11 protein-coding genes and 1 pseudogene are annotated in these 16,520 nt (G+C 55.1%); 2 read left to right on the forward strand and 10 right to left on the reverse strand.

Annotation, left to right across the window (positions count from 1 at the left end; genetic code table 11):
* Entirely contained in the window at positions 1-699 is a 699-nt protein-coding gene (locus tag C7G42_RS14765; RefSeq protein WP_106949639.1) for a hypothetical protein, read from the forward strand.
* On the opposite strand, the gene C7G42_RS14770 is transcribed toward C7G42_RS14765, so the two are convergent.
* From C7G42_RS14770 to dbpB (C7G42_RS14805), 8 genes are all read right to left on the reverse strand, one after another.
* On the reverse strand, positions 686-7,030 hold the full coding sequence (locus C7G42_RS14770; protein ID WP_106949640.1) for an AAA domain-containing protein: 6,345 nt from the start codon (positions 7,028-7,030) through the stop codon (positions 686-688). The two genes, C7G42_RS14765 and C7G42_RS14770, sit on opposite strands and share 14 nt — an antisense overlap.
* Positions 7,027-9,225 carry a PD-(D/E)XK nuclease family protein gene (locus C7G42_RS14775; RefSeq protein ID WP_143842373.1) on the reverse strand — a complete coding sequence of 733 codons (2,199 nt, stop codon included), beginning with the start codon at positions 9,223-9,225 and terminating at the stop codon, positions 7,027-7,029. The genes C7G42_RS14770 and C7G42_RS14775 overlap by 4 nt, the downstream gene beginning before the upstream one ends.
* A gap of 301 nt (positions 9,226-9,526) precedes the next feature.
* A complete protein-coding gene (queD, locus tag C7G42_RS14780) occupies positions 9,527-9,958 on the reverse strand; it encodes a 6-carboxytetrahydropterin synthase QueD (RefSeq protein WP_186355507.1) in 432 nt (143 codons plus the stop codon).
* Positions 9,955-10,605: a 7-carboxy-7-deazaguanine synthase gene (queE, locus tag C7G42_RS14785; RefSeq protein WP_106949642.1), complete on the reverse strand. Its 651-nt coding sequence runs from the start codon at positions 10,603-10,605 to the stop codon at positions 9,955-9,957. Before queE ends, queD begins: the two co-directional genes overlap by 4 nt.
* Positions 10,605-11,333, reverse strand: a complete 729-nt coding sequence (gene queC / locus C7G42_RS14790) for a 7-cyano-7-deazaguanine synthase QueC (protein WP_106949752.1) — start codon at positions 11,331-11,333, stop codon at positions 10,605-10,607. The genes queE and queC overlap by 1 nt, the downstream gene beginning before the upstream one ends.
* Before the next feature lie 8 nt (positions 11,334-11,341).
* The gene (gene dbpB / locus C7G42_RS14795) at positions 11,342-12,460 is read right to left on the reverse strand and encodes a DGQHR domain-containing protein DpdB (RefSeq protein WP_106949643.1); all 1,119 of its coding nucleotides are present in this window, start codon (positions 12,458-12,460) and stop codon (positions 11,342-11,344) included.
* A complete protein-coding gene (gene dpdA, locus C7G42_RS14800) occupies positions 12,429-13,733 on the reverse strand; it encodes a tRNA-guanine transglycosylase DpdA (RefSeq protein WP_106949644.1) in 1,305 nt (434 codons plus the stop codon). Before dpdA ends, dbpB (C7G42_RS14795) begins: the two co-directional genes overlap by 32 nt.
* Entirely contained in the window at positions 13,730-14,866 is a 1,137-nt protein-coding gene (dbpB, locus tag C7G42_RS14805) for a DGQHR domain-containing protein DpdB (protein WP_106949645.1), read from the reverse strand. The genes dpdA and dbpB (C7G42_RS14805) overlap by 4 nt, the downstream gene beginning before the upstream one ends.
* Here dbpB (C7G42_RS14805) and C7G42_RS34815 point away from each other — a divergent pair.
* Entirely contained in the window at positions 14,866-15,069 is a 204-nt protein-coding gene (locus tag C7G42_RS34815) for a hypothetical protein (protein ID WP_143842374.1), read from the forward strand. The two genes, dbpB (C7G42_RS14805) and C7G42_RS34815, sit on opposite strands and share 1 nt — an antisense overlap.
* Positions 15,070-15,504: 435 nt before the next feature.
* Here the strand turns inward: C7G42_RS34815 and C7G42_RS36330 are convergent.
* Together C7G42_RS36330 and C7G42_RS14815 are read right to left on the reverse strand one after the other, a co-directional pair.
* Positions 15,505-15,786, reverse strand: a pseudogene (locus tag C7G42_RS36330) (hypothetical protein); the annotation flags it as partial.
* 335 nt (positions 15,787-16,121) lie between these two features.
* Positions 16,122-16,508, reverse strand: coding sequence for a phage terminase small subunit P27 family (locus C7G42_RS14815; protein WP_244623777.1), 387 nt, complete (start codon positions 16,506-16,508; stop codon positions 16,122-16,124).
* Positions 16,509-16,520 lie beyond the last annotated feature (12 nt).

Consider the following 16,520-nt stretch of genomic DNA (forward strand, 5'->3'; position numbering starts at 1 on the left):
ATGTCTGATAAGCTATTGGAGCTAGAGATCCTCCTTAAGCAACTTCCAGGGGCCGTGGAGCGTCGGCGTCTTGGCGACCGGTTGAGACAAGCCGTAGACGTGCTCAGGGATTCCGACTACCGGGTCAATCGAACAAGGGCCGTGCTTGAATTGGCCCATCTAACTGAGTTTCAGCAGAGTAGCCCGCAAGGCGATGTGATCGATAAGCTCAAGGAGGAGGCGTGGGAAGTCGGTGATGCGCTACAAAACGCAACAACAGAAGATGAACTAAAGAATGCGGTTTATGACTACGACCGCGTATTAAAACCAGCCCTCGCCTCGGCTGATAAAGCTGTGAGGATTCATTGGAGCAGGGTTGTGGATGAGAGATTCCGTCCCATCGAGCTCTTAGGTGAATTGCTTGAACGTATTGGGATCGCGGGAAACCTCGGACAACAGTTGCGGGACTGCGCAAGGCGTGGATTGGCCTCGACCAACAACTCTCAACTGACAGATATCGTCGCCAACGCCAAAAATCTGCTTGCAGAACTGTCTGTGCTACAAAAGCGGAGAGCTGAGGCGATAGGGAACGGAAATGTGGGGACGTTTGTGAATGCCCTAGCGGAAGGCAGGGCCACCCTTGAATTGATCACCCCTGACGTCCGCGAATGGCTTGAAATGAACAACGCGCTCGATCGCTTGGGTGTCACACCGCGGTAGCGAAAAAGCGCTGGAGCACGTTACGACTTACGCTTGCGGTGGAGAGGGAATCGCTCATCAAATCGTTTGGCTGATGGACGCATCCTCGGCATCCATCGAGGCAAAGAGGCGAGACGAGACGATAAGCTTGCTCCGCGAGCCGGGCATCAGGCGACAGCGATTCGTCGTTATTTGCGTCGATCGTCTCGTAGGCTCGATAGAGCTTGTGTAATACGCCCGATGTGTATGCTTTGGCCGAGGTCACAGCAGCGGTTGCCAACTCCCAGTCGAGAACTCGCCTTCCAGCGGCCCGTTCAGAACTACGTTTGACGTTCTCGAGACTTTGAGCAATCTCGTACAGTGAAAATGACTCTGCCTCGACCGATTCGGAGTCAAACAGTATTCGCAAGATTTGTGCCGGAATGGGTCTATCTGGATCATTCGGCGTTAGCCTTTGTGCGATCCGGCCGAGCCACCGAGGATCGCGTGGATCCCCGTTGCGCCAAGCGTCGTGTTCCGCATCCAAAGCCCAGAACCGGCTTATTATGGCGTCTTCCTCGGCATTAGCGCAGGTCGTAAGAAACCCTTCAGCGCCCAGCTTTTTCACTTCGTCCCAGCGCTCGATCACGGCTCTGATTGTGCCATCGCCAAGAGACCCGACTTCACAAACTGTGATTGTATCTGAGCTATCGTCACCGAATTGGATGGGCAACTTTGCGTGAGCAAGCAGACGACGTTCGTCCCCTTGACCTACATGGGAAACCAACTCCTTAAGGCGAATAGCCATGCTATTAAGGACCAGACTACGTACGTAGCCGGCCAGAGCTGATTTATCCGCCACTCGTCGCAACATGTTTTGCAATAGTACTTGGAAAGGCCGTCCGACCAATGCCGCTGCAGTCTTCTGAACCCTTGCTCTGGTCATTAATGGGTGTTGCTGCAGTAATTGAGCCCGGGTATCCTCCAGAAGGGCCGCAAACTCACTGTCTGACCAAAAACGAAGCAGATGGTTCAGACGCTTGCGAAGCGCGGGCTCCCCAGCAGCCGCGACAAGTAGATCGGCTCCGCGCTTTGCTTCATAAGCATTCAGACCAAGACCACGAGCACTACTCTCGACAACATAGCGCGTGAACTGCGAAGTACGCCATCGACGCTCTGCTTCGTCATCATTTAGCTGCATCAATTCGCTTGCGACAAACCTGTCGAGTTCACCGCTGTCGACCTGAAACTGTAATCCTTCGGTTTCAACCTTATAGCCATGAAGCAAGGGGCGCTTAGTGCGAGGGCTTACGAATGTTTGGGTGAATGGAATAGGGTCCGCGCCTACCTCGTCCAAACGCACTTCAGCATCAGCCCCCCAGAATACTCGCGCCATTTCTAGTCCTGTGGCACTGGCACTTGCGCCAAAGCCAGCATAGGCGGTAACCGATCGCAGGCCTGACGGCAGGACATCGCGTTCCAAGTCACGTCCCAACTCTTGTGTCAGCTTGATCACAACAAAGCCGCGAAGCTCGCCACGGCTGTCATGCCTTACCGCAACGTCGGTGTCTGGGTTTGCAATTTGCGTTATGCGTCCCTCCTTAAGAGTGATTTCGCCGGTCCAATGTGCTCCGGCCATCCAACCCATCTTCGAGAGCGTGATGCGCGTGGGCCTGCAAAGTTCCGTGTGTAGGCCCGCGAGGAGATCACGAGCATCGGTCGGAAGCTGCTCAAGTAACTCATCCGAATCGGCGGTCAGAGGAATCGGCTCAGCGACCCCATAATCCTCGTCTATGAACCATGGCGCGTTGCCTTGGACAGGAGTTCGCCAGTGCACCGCGGTGGCGCTATATCGTCGCGTTGCATTGCCTGGTGCGACCGTTGGAAACGCCAGGCTGATGTCCTCGCGCTTCCCCCCCGTGACGTCGGGGCCGGATATTTCAAGCGAGGGCAGATTAATGGTGTCGAACAACAAGGTGGGAGCCCATGCGAGCGTCTCGCGCAGTTGACTCAGATACTGTGGAGATGGACCACTTAACCTCACCTTGTTTGCTTCTATCCAGAATTCATAGGCACCTTCGAAGCCCAATTCGCGCCACACGTTGGGTCCAAGAGCCTCTTCAGCGATCTTGCCAGCTTCTGCCAACACAGATCGGGCAGGTTGGGCCAAGTTCTCTTGCTGCCCGCTCTTCGCAGCAATCCAAGCAAGACCATCAAACAATGCCGAAAGGGCCTGCCCCCGGCGTACGAAGGCATTTTCGGGGTTCAAGGGAGCCTGAAAGCCAAGCGGTGAAACCAACTCGTTCGGCCGACGGAAGTACCAGGTGTCCCGAGGCGAATAGATCGATAACGTGACAGCAGTTAACGCGCGATCGTCAATGCTGCGACCGGCGCGCCCCTTCCGCTGGATAAAGCTCGCTAGGTTCTGAGGCGAATAGTGCTGATAAACGAGGGTTATATCGGGATCGTCATAACCGACTTCGAGAGATGACGTCGCAAAAACGACGTCCGAGCCCTTCACCAAGGCCTCCGCGTCTCCGCTTGTACCGGAATATATTGGCGCGCGCGCTACTCTTAGGGGGGTCCCCGGTGGGCGGTAACCGCTAGCGCCGTATTGACGATCGTCGTTGGCTGCAAACCACCAGCATTCGCCATCTCGAAAACGATCGCACCCAACGGGGTCTCGGCAGCATTCGGTCTGAGGCGCACCCTGAGCATCATCTCCGAAGGCTGTGATCCTATATGCCGCGAGGTCTCTGCCCTCCTCCGCATCAATGTATGCGCCATGCAGGCGACGCATCTTGTCAATTGAGTCGAAAAATACGAGCGCTCGATATCCGCCTTCGTCTCCCGTACGCCTGCGCATTCCATGGCCAAGGCACATAAGGCTCTGAATCGTAGTCGACGCACCGGCAATATCCGCTCCGCGTGATTCAACACTCGGCTGAACAAAGAAAAAGTACTCTCTTCCTCTCGGTGAGGGGCGAAGCTCCCCGCCTTCTGGTCGTATAACCGTTACTTCGTCACGCCCAATGAGACGACCCCAGGCTCGCGATGGATTTCCCATTGTCGCGCTCATCCCGATGGCTATGACGTCCCTCTTTAGGGGATCGTTGACCTTTGATCTGGCTGCAACGCGTCGCAAAGCCACACCTACTTGGGCGCCATGAATATGAGTGTAGAGATGTATCTCATCGGCCAATATCGCGCGCGGCGAGGCGAAGTGCGGGTCATCGCCAAAGATTTTGCCGGCGCGAACGTCGTGCATCCATTGGTGCAAGCTATCCGTCGTTGGCAAGAAAAATGCCGGGGGCTGCGAGCGGAGCTTCTCTTTGGATCCTATCCATCCATCAAACCGCCAATCCCCTCGCACGCAAACTAGTTGATCAGCCCCGTCTAAGCCTTCGTCAACTAGCAGATTGAGCGCTTGCCCGCAGTTTGGGCAAGCAAAGAATGGAAATCTAAACGCATCTGTTCCAACCGTAGGCCAAAGTTCTTGATAGCGCGGATGCATGCCCTTGAACGTATCAGGGACATCCTTCACCTGAAGTCCCAAGGTGAGCAAAGGTAGATCAGCTGCATTGGAACAGGCTGCAAGATAGGTCGCTAGGCGTTGTGACTGATTGGCTACCAAGCGGATTCTTGGATAGGCGAGAATAGCACGGGTTCCTCTCACGCCTTTTATGCGATCCGCTAAAGCCCCGGCAATCAGCGGCAAACAAGCCGCCTCGGTTTTTCCTGACCCGGTATCGGCGGCAATTGCAATGGTTGGATTTGCTTCACCTCGCCAAGCAGCAAGACCCAACCTAAGGCCCCGCTCTTGGAATTGCGCAAGGGCGGCCTGCGGACCCCAAATCCTAGTCAATGCGCGTTCCAGGCCATTCAGAGCTGAGCGCTGCTCCGAGTCAGCTTCGTTCGAAGCTCTCTCAAACACCTCGCTAATTGCGAGATCGCGTGCGGGCTTTGTACGGTCCTTGAACTCTACCTTCAGGCCTCGTACGAGGTACGGCCGCCGGCCTGCGTCGTCTGATCGAAACCTCTGCTTAACATGACGAACCTCGCGCGCAATCTCAGCAACTCGGCTGCGGACACGTCCCTCGGAAGCTAACATGAGGTATCCGTTGGCTTCCAAGCGGGCCAGAGCTTCAGTCAGTGGGTCGATCGCACAATTCAAACTTCGTGCGAGTTCGACAACGGAAATCCAGGTTTCGACCACGCCAAAGTTGATCCGGGCCGCTTCAATATCCTCGATCCGGTTAAGTATTTCAAAGTCAGCGTCACCCGGGGGGTCAATCGCTGGGGGAGCGGGCAGGTGGGCCGCTGCGTCTGGCTGCTGAGCCAACGCGATTGTCCGAGATCCTTTGAAGTCACCAAAGATGATGACTTGCTCAGCTTGTAATTGCTTCAAGACCGGCAGGAGCGCGTCCTCTCCCTCTGCCGTCATCCAAGAAAATCTGTCTCGCACGCGGTCGTAGAAGCAGTAGCGGCCCGATTTCGACTCTCGGACAATCACGGCGATCCGACTTCGGACCGAGTCGAGATCGATCGAATAGACCCGCCTGGGCTTATCGAAGGGGGCAGCCGACCAAAAGTATCCATATTGGCTTTTTGGCTGCTGGAGCGAGACCCAGCCAATTTGATGAAGTGAGCGGGCATCGCCAAACACGTCATCTTGCCGCGCAAGTCTCCTTTTGACTGCAGATAAGGGTGCGGAGGCCCTGTTCCTTTGAGCAACAACCTGACGAATTGCTGCAAGCACACCCTCTAGCTGTGGTGTTAGGATAGGGGTTACATCCGGCTTTGGCGAGGCTTGACTGACATCGTCACTGACATCGTCAACCGAGGTTATCTCGCCTGGGAAACCTCGCAAACGAATCTGTACATTAACAAGACGCCCCCCCGGGCCGTCGACTTGTACATCCGCAGCAGCAATACAAGAGAATACAAATTCTCGTAAAGTCTCGGCATTGTCCATCAACTCTTGCTCTGTTGGTACGGCATCCAACAACCTCTTGCTGACGAGCATGATCAGCTTATGTCGGGCGCGGGTAATCGAGACGTTTAGACGCTCTGGCGAGAAGATGAACTCGGCCTCAGCTAAGGCAAACTCTGGATCACCCACGCAATACGAAAGGATGACAACATCTCGCTCCTTACCCTGGATTCGGTCTACCGTCTCAACGAACGCGTCAGGCCTCAAGTCTTCTGGGAGTAAATTTCTGATTAGTGCGTTTTGTGCGCGGTGAGGACTTACGATGGCAGTCAACCTAGACCAAAACTGATCAGGCGATATCTGTTGGCCATTCTTGTCTACTGAACGGGACGCGAGCGCGGTTGCGAATCGAGAGGACAGGGCCGCCTCAAATGCATTGGAGGTCGATGCCGTCGGCCCGTCATGAAGTAGAACGACTACTGGGTACGCAGGATCGAGCGCCAATCGGGTTACGTGATCCAAACCGTCCATCCACCCGTCTCGCAGCACGAGCCTGGACGTGGGGTTAGCTGACACATACCGACCGGGATAGAACTTCTGTTCTGGAAAATCCGCCAGCGGTTGATTGAGCCGGAAGGTCTCTTCGAGAGCGAACTCTCTAGCGGTCGCAGACTTCATGAACGCGTACAGGGAACCTCCCATCTGGCGTCCCCCAACTGCAAGCTCGCGAGCCGCACGTACCGGCGGGAGCTGCTGATCGTCTCCGGAGACGATGACGCGTCCACCGGGGGCTAATCCTCCAAGCGCCATCAACCCCTGCCCAAGAACCATTTGCGATGCTTCATCGATGCAGATCAGGTCGAACAAGGGAGCAGTCGGACCTTCCGCGTCTGGCGCGCGACCAGAATCAAGCAAGCGGTATAGGGACCAAATTGTTGCCCCAATAACAGCGCGACCACTTGCGAGTGCTGCGAACAGATCTGCCTCGTCACCGCGGCCCATGACGTCAACACCCGCGGATAAACCAGCTGCGGGTTCCGAGCCAAAATATATAGGACGGGGAGCATTGGGTTCATGCATTTCCTGCCGGCTTACGACGGCATCAAGCACGTTTCCGATCGCGTTCTTTGTAAAGGCGGTTACAAACGTCCTGGCCGGCAAACCGACGGCGCGTCGGGCTGGCGCGTAGCCAGCCACGAGCCACGAGAGCAAATGGGTCTTACCAGTCCCTGGCGGTCCAAGCACCAATCCAGATCGACATGTTGCAAGACCCCGCCAAGCGGCTTCCTGGGCCGGACGTAATGGCCGGTCTGCCTTTGCAGCAATCCAAGGCAACGCGTAAGATTCCAGACCAGCGAGCCAGACATCAGGATCCTGCACGGATGCCGAAAATCCCAACGGATCGCGCAGAAACTTGACGACATCATCGCGTACCGTCATGCCGCACCCGACTGAGCCAGAAAGCTGATAAAGTTGTCGGCCTTCGCCGTGTTAAGGTCTACGAAGCTCCGGTCAAGAAACCATCCCTCCTCCCCAATCCGCCGCATCATTTCCTGGAATACGGCACTTTCGAAATTGGGCCGAAACACTCGCACCCGCCGCAGGTTTGTGGTGTCGTTCGGCTTGGGATCCAGCAATTCACAGGAGATCTGAGGCCACATTCGCGGCTCGAGCACGTACTCAGGTTCGCCGTTACTAAGAATAAGACCGAATGCACCGGCGGCGATTTCATCATCTAGGGCATCTGGCGGTGCGGATAAGAATATCACTACGCTTCGTGCGTACTTGTATACGTTCAACAGGCGCATGGGCCCGATGGCGCGCCCAGCCTCCCGTCGAACTCGCGTCGGCTGAGCTAGCTTGATCATCGTCTCAAGCAGGCCTGAGCGATTCTCGAGGAGCTCGAAAGCACGAAGCATATCGAGATCCGCTACAGCAAGTGGATCGAATGTGGCCTGCATTCGAAATGGCTGCTTGTTAAGCCGCAACATCGCTCGCTCACCAGCCTGAATCCGCCGGCGGTGCTCTGAGCGAAGCCATTCCGCGGCAGCATGAGTAGCTTGAAGACGCGCAGCCACGTCGGATTCGATTTGATCGATAGTGGGACATCCAGGTCGCCCCTCCCGAAGTGCTCGCGAAACATCGATTGACAAAAGGGAAGAGAACGGACGATGGAAGAGATCGTTGGGGCTGTACGCGTTGCCGATAAACCCATTTCTCTGCAGGGCATCCGACACTTGGCGTAGGTCGTACGAAACCGTTACTGGCAGCGCGAAAAGCTGCTCAATTACAGACCTCAGTGCAGTAGCCGGGAGATGCTGCATCCCGCGAAACTCGGGCTCAGGTACAATCTCGTCAGGCGGAAACAACCGCACCATGTCGAGCAGTCCATGTCGCACTCTCGGATCGTCGAGATGGCGCTTCACTGCATTTTGCAAGCCAACACCTTCTGCAGCCTCGTATACAAATATATGAGAGAAGATTGAAGCTGGGTTGCTCGGTCCGCCAGGCAGGGAGGCATTGTGAGCATCGATCTCACGCAGATCAGAAATCAGCTGGCTGAAGATTTCAACAAGAGCGTTCGCTTCGGCTTTGCGATCGGCGGTTGGTAGCACTTTTATCAATTGGCGCGTGATGTCGCCTCGCACATATAAATAACCCAAGGTAACAAGGCCGTCGTCTACTGGATCCTGATCGGCCGCTAGATACAGCGCTGCGTCCGTTCGAGGCGGCATTAAGAATGTGTGCGATTCCGAACCTGGAGCGACTTTGTCATCGCGCATTGCCTGTGCGCGAGCGATAAGGGTCTCCGCGCGGCGAGATAAGGACCAACCGGCACCGTCCATACGTCCGATGCCTGCACCCATCTCGGCTAATTGGGCAACGGTCTTACCACCCATCGAAATCAGGGTACGCTTGGCCTCGTGGCTCAAGCCTGGAACGGCTGAAACATCACGCAAGTAAGCAGGACGATCGCGGTCCACTGCCTGAATGCAATGGGGCAAGTATGCACACTGCTCGCATTTGAAATAGACGTGAAAGAACGTTTCGTCTTGTCCCGGCCTAACCGGTTTAGACGCGATCTCAGACAGAGTGTTGGCACAAAACTCGCGTACTAACCTCTTGTATGGCTCAATCGCAAAGCTCTCAACCTGCCAACGATCTCCTTCAGCGTCACCATCGTCAGGTATTCGCCAGATTTCGCCCTCGGGATCGATTTCGCCGACGATTGCATTTTCGTTGATCACCGCGTCAAGCAAGAGCGCATAAAAAGCCACTTGCATCTTGTGGAACGCTCTTGCGCTCCGAGTTGCCTTAACATCGATTATTCGAAAGTTTGCCTTACCCCTCACCGTGGTGCGACAGACGAGATCGGCAAAGCTTCGGCGCAGTTCCAGGTTGTTTCCGAGCCAAGCTGGCCGCAGTCGAGGCTTTAACTTTAGTTGGGCCGCGTAGTCCGCGTTGCCTCTCCCGCGCAAGAATTCAGCGGCCAAGCCTTCACGTAGACCTTCCTTATCCCCCTTAGGCGGCCGAAGAACGACCTTCTCTTGAGAGAGGCGCTGAACCACCCGTTCCTCGAAATCGACCCCGAGGATAGCCCATCGGTTCTCTCGGTTGTCCTTCGCTACCGGCACCGCGGCTAGCTCCGCGGGATCCATCGTCTCGTAGCGAGTCTTCCTTTCGCACCTATACTGAAACCAAGACTTAATCGTAGATCCGCTTAACCCACTAGCCATATCCAGGCGTTCCCGCTCACCACTCCAAAACCCGAGAATGCACTGATCGGCGGTACCACGCTAGAGTATTTGCGGATGTACAACTGGAGGGGGCGCTAGGAGATACGATCCAATGCAGTTCTGGCCCGCTCAGTTCGAGAGCGCGCCCGTACTGCACTGCACACAAGAAAGCCTAAAAACAGTCGAACCAATAGCATGCTCATCGAGCGGGCGAAGAAATTTCTGCCCAACAATCATCGTTCTCGTAGACTCTGACGCTTTCACAATTGGCAATTCGCGCCAAAAACCATGCAGCGATGACTTCTGCGGTGGGATTTTCGAGACCAGGCACATCATTCAAAACTCGATGGTCCACCTGCCTGATCAGAGGAAATACGTCCGCATCCATCTCTGCAAAGTCAGCAACAAAGCCGCGCTCATCCAGCTTTCCGGATAAGACCACCTCAATTCGATAATTGTGACCGTGCATGTTCTTGCACTTGTGGCCATCGGGCACCTTCGGCAGATGGTGGGCTGCTTCGAAACGATAGGTACGACCAATCCGCGTCATGACCCGGGTCTCCGACAAAGTGGCTGGTTCAGCCGAGGCCTGATCTGAACTGAACTTGTCGACCTCGATATGTCTATTCATGGGATCCCCATAAGCTTGTGTGTTTGCAGGCTCACGCGCCAACTCGGATTTTCGAGGCAATACTCTACCGCGAGCTTCGTGTTCAAAGCTCTGTCCGGGCCATCCATTGGTTGTAAAAAGAAATGCTCAAAATGTAGATGCTCAAAGGCGCTTGGCTTTGCGTTTTGTTGTGGGAAAACCAGCTTGAGCTCATTGCCCTTCTGCTGCACCAACCGGCTGCCCGCCTTCGGGCTTACGCAAATCCAGTCGATGCCCGGGAGAGCCGGAAGCGTTCCATTGCTTTCGATCGCAACCTCAAATCCCAGCGCCTTTACCTCCCGCAGCAGGTCGGCATCTAGCTGCAGAAGCGGCTCGCCCCCCGTCATCACAACATACTTGCGATCCGATGCATTAGTCCAAGCCCGATCTCCCTTCCAGACGAGGTCAATGGTACGCGCCAGCGCAGCAGGCGTTTCGAACTTTCCACCACCCTCCCCGTCTGTTCCCACGAAGTCGGTGTCGCAAAATTTGCATATGGCGGAGGCTCGATCTGACTCTCGACCGGACCACAGATTACAACCCGCAAAGCGACAGAAGACTGCCGCTCGCCCGGATTGGGCGCCCTCGCCCTGCAAGGTGTAGAAGAGTTCCTTGACTGAATAAGCCATCACAGATCTCGCCTAAGACCAAGGCTGCCTTCCGCAAATCGATCGAAGCCCTTGGCTCGAATCTCGCAAGCCGGGCAAGTTCCACAACCCCATCCCCACACATGTCGATGGGATCTGTCACCCAGGTAGCAGGTATGAGTATGCTCGATGATGAGATCAACTAAGGGCTTCCCTCCAATCGAAGCCGCCAGATCCCAAGTCTGGGCCTTATCGATCCACATCAACGGCGTATGAAGCACAAACCTAGTGTCCATTCCGAGATTAAGGGTCGCTTGCAACGACTTGATGGTGTCGTCTCTACAGTCTGGATATCCAGAGAAATCAGTTTCGCACATCCCCCCGACGATGTGCTTGATGCCACGTCGATATGCGATGCAGGCGGCAACGGTCATGAAAAGCAGGTTCCGGCCCGGCACAAAGGTACTTGGCAGATTGTTTGCCGCAATCTGGATTTCGACGTTTCGCGTCAGGGCGGTCTCACTCAGTAAGCCGAGCACGCCGAGATCCACGAGGTGATCCTCGCCGAGGGCAGCAGCCCACTTAGGAAATGCAGCGAGGATTGCTTCTCGAACAGTACCGCGGCATTGAAGTTCGATTGCATGACGTTGCCGGTAATCGAATCCCACGGTCTCGACACACGAAAACTTCTCAAGGGCCCAGGCCAAACAGGTGGCGGAGTCCTGCCCGCCTGAAAAAAGGACAAGGGCACTTTGCTGATTCAAATTCATTTGCATTCCTAACCGGTCGCTGTCTTACGGACGAGATCGACGGTGGGCTCTTGGAGGACACGGTCACGATTGGTCTGCCGAACCAGACGATCGAGATGATCGGAGAGCAATTGGATGTCCGGATGAACGCTCTGAAGCTCGTTCCACGCTCGTTTACGTACATTGTCAGAGTTTCCGAACGACCAGACGCCCTGCGTCCAATGAGTTTGCCCGCTGATATTTTTCAGAACTTCGCGGAAGTCTGCAAACGTACGAGCCCCACAGACATGGAAGGCCACCTCCATGACCCGCCCCATTGAAATAATGCCAACGCTATGGACCAGTCTCGATGTTTTCGGAGAAAGTCCGACCCAATCCTTCTTGAAAACTTCCTGTATTGCTCCGTAGAAGTCGCTAACTAGTCCAAAGCATCGCTCGTCACCATCGGGGCTTTGTGCGAGGACACGAAGAGCACCGTGCGATCGCGAAGCCATTATGACACGCTGAATTGCATTACTCGCAATGACGCCTTCGGGGTTCGTATGTAGCCTGATCTGCCGATATAAAGTTGAATTCCGATCAAAATTAAGCCGCTGCGTCAAAGCCGAAGCCATAGACCGAGAAGACATTCGTTCTGGCAGGCTCGCGATACCGGGAAGAAGCTCATAGATAAGTTCTTTCGGGAGAGGGCGGGTATTGTTGATCAGGATGAATTGACGACGGAGTTCTTCTTCGTTCTGGCAGATGATTCCAGAGACGAAGACCTGAAATGACTTATCCGTTAGCGGAGCCAGAGCACTTAGTCGCTGCTGTCCATCGACAATTAGCCCCGGAGGGCCATCAGAGACGTCAACTTCCACTTCGACGATACTATCTTTGACTTGCGTCACTGTAACTCGGTCGGTGAAAGCAAGAACCACAGAATTCGGGAGGACCGCGTCCTCACGCTCTAGGTAGTCCCGGATTTCCAAAATGTGAGACGCGATCTGAGGCCTTTGAAATCCTCTTAGGGTTCCACCATCGCCGCGGCCTGCGCGCTCAATCCTGCCCATGGCGAAAACCTCTGCAGCGGTTGCAGCGAAAGAAAACACGACATGCTGTGGGCTCTGCGCAGCTCTAACTGCAGAAAAGACTAGCTTGTTCGTCATAGGTGTCTGCCTTCTCTAGCCCTTTTACGTGGTTGTAGAAAACGTGCAGGTTGTGGATGCCCCGACGCTTGTTGCGATTGCTCGATCGGAAGATAATAACCTCGATCGATATCTCTCGGCAGATCGCGCACCTGCAATCCTTCCAAGGCTTCGATTCCAGAGTTTGGCGATAACGCGAGCGAATATCGAAGAGCTTCTTCTCGGATGCTGACGCGTCATCTGCATGAGGGCTCATCAGCAGCACTTCAGAATAGCGTGTCACGGCATCGAGCGTCCCCTCGATGTCGGCTTGCCCCCGATCGAACCGACGCAAGGTATCTAGAGCTTCACGCTCTAAGGCCAACAGTTCTTCTTGTGTAATCCGCCCAGACTTGACGAGTCGCCCCAAGGTAAGATTTTCCAACGCCTGCGGAATCCGGATTGCTGTAAAGTACTTGAGCTTTTCGTCGCCAGCAGGAAGATAATAGTTGGATTTCTGGTCCTTGAATGCCCTCAATAGCGGTGAAGTCGTATCAAAGCTCGTGATGTTGTGCCGCTGAAATTCGAAGATGTTGTCTGCTTTTGCAAATCCGAGAACATGAATCCGGGTACTTGGTTTGATTTGCCCCCTGATCGCGTCGAGACACCTGTGGATCGCGTCGCTTTTCAACGGCGCCATGCCTCCAAGGGCAAGATATGTGTAGCCCATAGCCTCCAACTTCTGCGCTGCGCAGCCCATCGAATCTGGTGACCACCCCTGCACGACGCCCATCGGCGTAAAGCCTGGCCCCAAACTCTTAGTCGACGCAAGAAATCGTCGCGCATTTTCAATTGTAATTTCGAAGCGTCGACGAGACTCTTCGGTTCCACCCGCCATGCCCACAACGCTCTCGTCGAATTCGAAGATCACGTGGTCGACTGAGCAGCCATGAGTAAAACCAGCCTCACCGTAGAACTCGGTCATGTCCTCCACGGAAATTGGGGGCTCAGTATCCCGGTGGTACGAAAAGGCACCGGAGTCGCCGATTACCCATGTCCCTGGAAACTTTTTCTCAGTGAAGCGAAGAAACTCGCGCGCACCTACAAGGCGAAACCGCATTGCTTGCGGCAGCGTATACTTTCCCCGCATGACGATGGCATGGGATACCAGAAGTCCGCTGTACGGCGCATAGCCGAGTATCTCATGAGGATACTCGTCGTCCCACTGAGGCTCACGATCAGTGGGCGACCTGTCAGCGAGAAAATCGTATCGCGGGTCCACGAAATCGAGGCTATCGGCGTATATAAACTTCATGCGACCTCATGAGACAAATTGAAGTCTAGCCGAACCAAGAGGTCCGCAAGTCCCCGAACATGCTTTGGTACGTTCTGGACTTCATCCCATTTGAGGCCCAGACCTTCCCAAGTTCCCGATGTCCAGTGGCAGTGTGGGCGCAGCCGACGTAGGGATTGCCTGATCTCATTCTTAGGATCATCTCGCCCGTGGAGTCGGGTCATGATTCGGTCCATCAGCACTCCGACCGCCTGAATTCCAGCAGAATGCATCAACCTGCTCCGAGTGGGCGGCTTACCCCATGCATCTGGAAATTCTTCACGGACTGTCTGCCAGAAGAGAAACATCGTCCGATACATTCCGTCGATGTCCTGGCTGCCATCATCTGACTGCCGATAAAGCGCGAGCGCTCCCAAGGGATTATTGATGCTGTTTGTCATGACCTTGATCAGAGCGGTGTCAATGATCACCGCCTTCTCACTATTCTCTTGCGACATCCGCCGGATGAGACCAAAGAAAGGCGAACTCTGATCCCGGTTCAACAGCGTGCAAAGCTCGCTTGGAATTTTTCGGATACTGAGCTCGCGCGGCAACTGCACACCAATCTCTGGGAGTAGTTCGTTTATAAGTCGCACCGGGAGTGGTCGCGCCTTGTTCACAAGAATGAATTGCTCGCGCTGAACATCAATGTCGCCCGAGATAAATGCGACCACAGGAACAAGGATCTGCGTGTTCTTGGTTCGGGATAGCGCCAGCGAACGTTGCTGACCGTCTACGATCCACGCAACCCGTCTTCCTTCTTCGCGGATTGGAATAGATAGAGTACCGATTTGCGCTAGATCGGAGATGCCATCGGGCGTGGGCCCACGCGACTGCTTGAAGCTGATTTCCGGAGACAGGGCAAGAATGATCGCATTGGGAAAGAGGATATCTCCGCGATCAAGGTACTGAACGATGCCTTTGACGTGATTCTGGATCTCTTTCCGTTGAAACCCCTTAAGACTATCACTCGCGTCCCGAGATACCCGAGAAATCTCGGCGATCCTCGTGATATCAGCCCCCTTAATGAAGAAGGAGAACACATGGACACGCTTGCCCTGCGTGGTCCGGAGCGCTCGAACGCAAATGTTTTTTAATTTGCTAGGATTTTTCATTGGGACATTCCCTCGGCGACGCGGCGAAAAAGACCCGCAAATCGCCCCTGCTCGCACGCGATATTCTCGACATCACGCAAATAGCGAAGGCCTCGGCCGGACTTTCCTTCAATGCGGCTCCAATGTCTTTCGATTACGCGCATGATCTCGTCGTCAGTCTTCGTCTGACGGGCATGTACCACCGGATCTCGCCAACTCGATAACGCCGCGAGAACAGCATTCGAATGCTCGCGGATAGATCCTCTCTTTGCCAAGCCGCTGTCGACAAAGTGCCTTAGGGCACGTGAGGCAAAGTCGCTCCTCGTCCCACGAATTGGACTGTCTGGTCCGTCGAGGCGACCATCGTAGGGAAGCATCAGGCCTCGAAGTCGGTCATCCGCCAGCTTTGCTAGCCCGAGTCCAGCGATTCGCACTCGCGCCAAGTCGCGGTCTGGCAAACTATTCAAGTCACTCCGAACCATCGGGAGATACCTGCTGGACAGACCGAATAATATCAATGCGGCAGGAGTTGCCCTGACCAGGTCGGCCAGCGGGGTAGGGCTTCCTGTCGACTGAATGCCCGACCACCAATCGTTGTGGGAGAACCCGGAACTGATCGAGCGGCCAACGAAGTCTTCGCTGGCAGGCACGAGGGTGGCGCTGTAGCTAGCGATCTGATCGCTAGCACTCACCAGCCCGTACCCCGCAGATATAATGTAGAAGTCAGCATGGCCCGCCTGCGACGCTTTATCGGCCTCCTGAAAGCTTCGTCCCCCATAAACACGGCGGGCTTCAGCTACCGGCTGAGCTTTTGCACGCCGAGACCTCCACTGCTCCAGTAGCTCCCTCAGGTTCCCAGCACGCAGTTCGCGCGCCCTCATCTCAGCCGCGACCGGGAAGCGCTTTGTATCTGAGCAAGTGGTGACGACAATAACCGACATGTAAGTTCTTTTAGCGTTTTGCTAGTTATTTGGCCTAGATAGGTCAGCTGGATTGTAAGTTATTTAGCTCCGGGGTCCCCTAGCTTTCCAGTTGAAAGTCGCCCCCAGCAGTTATTCGCGACATCGGCAGTGGATAACTGCCAACAGGCTCTAGGAAAGGGGTATCGGGATCGAGGCCCAGCGTCGCGGTCCTCGGACTTTCTCAGCCTGTGGCTGACTTACGGACAAAGGGGCTTTAGGGATGGTCGCCAGTTGAAAGTGGGTTCACCAGAGAGCCGAATCTCGGCACGAACTCGGAGCAAATCTTTGGGGTCTTAGTGGAGCCGCTTATATGCTTAGCTCCCATTTCCTGCTTTCTCCTCATCGTATTCATCCATTGCAAGATCCAGAAGCGGCAACTGGTCTGGCGGTAACGCCGAGAGGCGACTTCGGCTGGCTGGCGTGAAACCGAACTCCGATGACACCCTCATCATGATTTCAGCTTGCCGGTTTACGATGGCGAGATACGGGGACTGGATCGGGTAGCCTGTCGGCGACTTCACCATCATCCCGTACTTCTGGATCTGCTCCATTGCCTCAGCCCAGAGCGCATAGGCTCCGCAGTAAGTGGCAAGCGCGCCGCGATCGAGGTGCGTGACCAGGTTCAGTTTCGAAAGTTCTGCGGTGATGCGGATCCATTCCTGTCGGGCGATCGGACTGAGTTGCGGGGGACATTCCGGCATTGCCGGCTCTGG

Origin of the sequence: Bradyrhizobium sp. MOS003 (assembly GCF_003020125.1) — a bacterium.
GTDB lineage: Bacteria > Pseudomonadota > Alphaproteobacteria > Rhizobiales > Xanthobacteraceae > Bradyrhizobium.

Bases quoted from the DNA above. Each gene is read 5' to 3' on its own strand.
- dpdA (WP_106949644.1), bottom strand. From the start codon at position 13,733: ATGAAGTTTATATACGCCGATAGCCTCGATTTCGTGGACCCGCGATAC.
- queD (WP_186355507.1), bottom strand. From the start codon at position 9,958: ATGAATAGACATATCGAGGTCGACAAGTTCAGTTCAGATCAGGCCTCG.
- dbpB (WP_106949645.1), bottom strand. From the start codon at position 14,866: ATGAAAAATCCTAGCAAATTAAAAAACATTTGCGTTCGAGCGCTCCGG.
- C7G42_RS14765 (WP_106949639.1), top strand. From the start codon at position 1: ATGTCTGATAAGCTATTGGAGCTAGAGATCCTCCTTAAGCAACTTCCA.
- C7G42_RS14770 (WP_106949640.1), bottom strand. From the start codon at position 7,030: ATGACGGTACGCGATGATGTCGTCAAGTTTCTGCGCGATCCGTTGGGA.
- queE (WP_106949642.1), bottom strand. From the start codon at position 10,605: ATGGCTTATTCAGTCAAGGAACTCTTCTACACCTTGCAGGGCGAGGGC.
- dbpB (WP_106949643.1), bottom strand. From the start codon at position 12,460: ATGACGAACAAGCTAGTCTTTTCTGCAGTTAGAGCTGCGCAGAGCCCA.
- C7G42_RS14815 (WP_244623777.1), bottom strand. From the start codon at position 16,508: ATGCCGGAATGTCCCCCGCAACTCAGTCCGATCGCCCGACAGGAATGG.
- queC (WP_106949752.1), bottom strand. From the start codon at position 11,333: ATGAATTTGAATCAGCAAAGTGCCCTTGTCCTTTTTTCAGGCGGGCAG.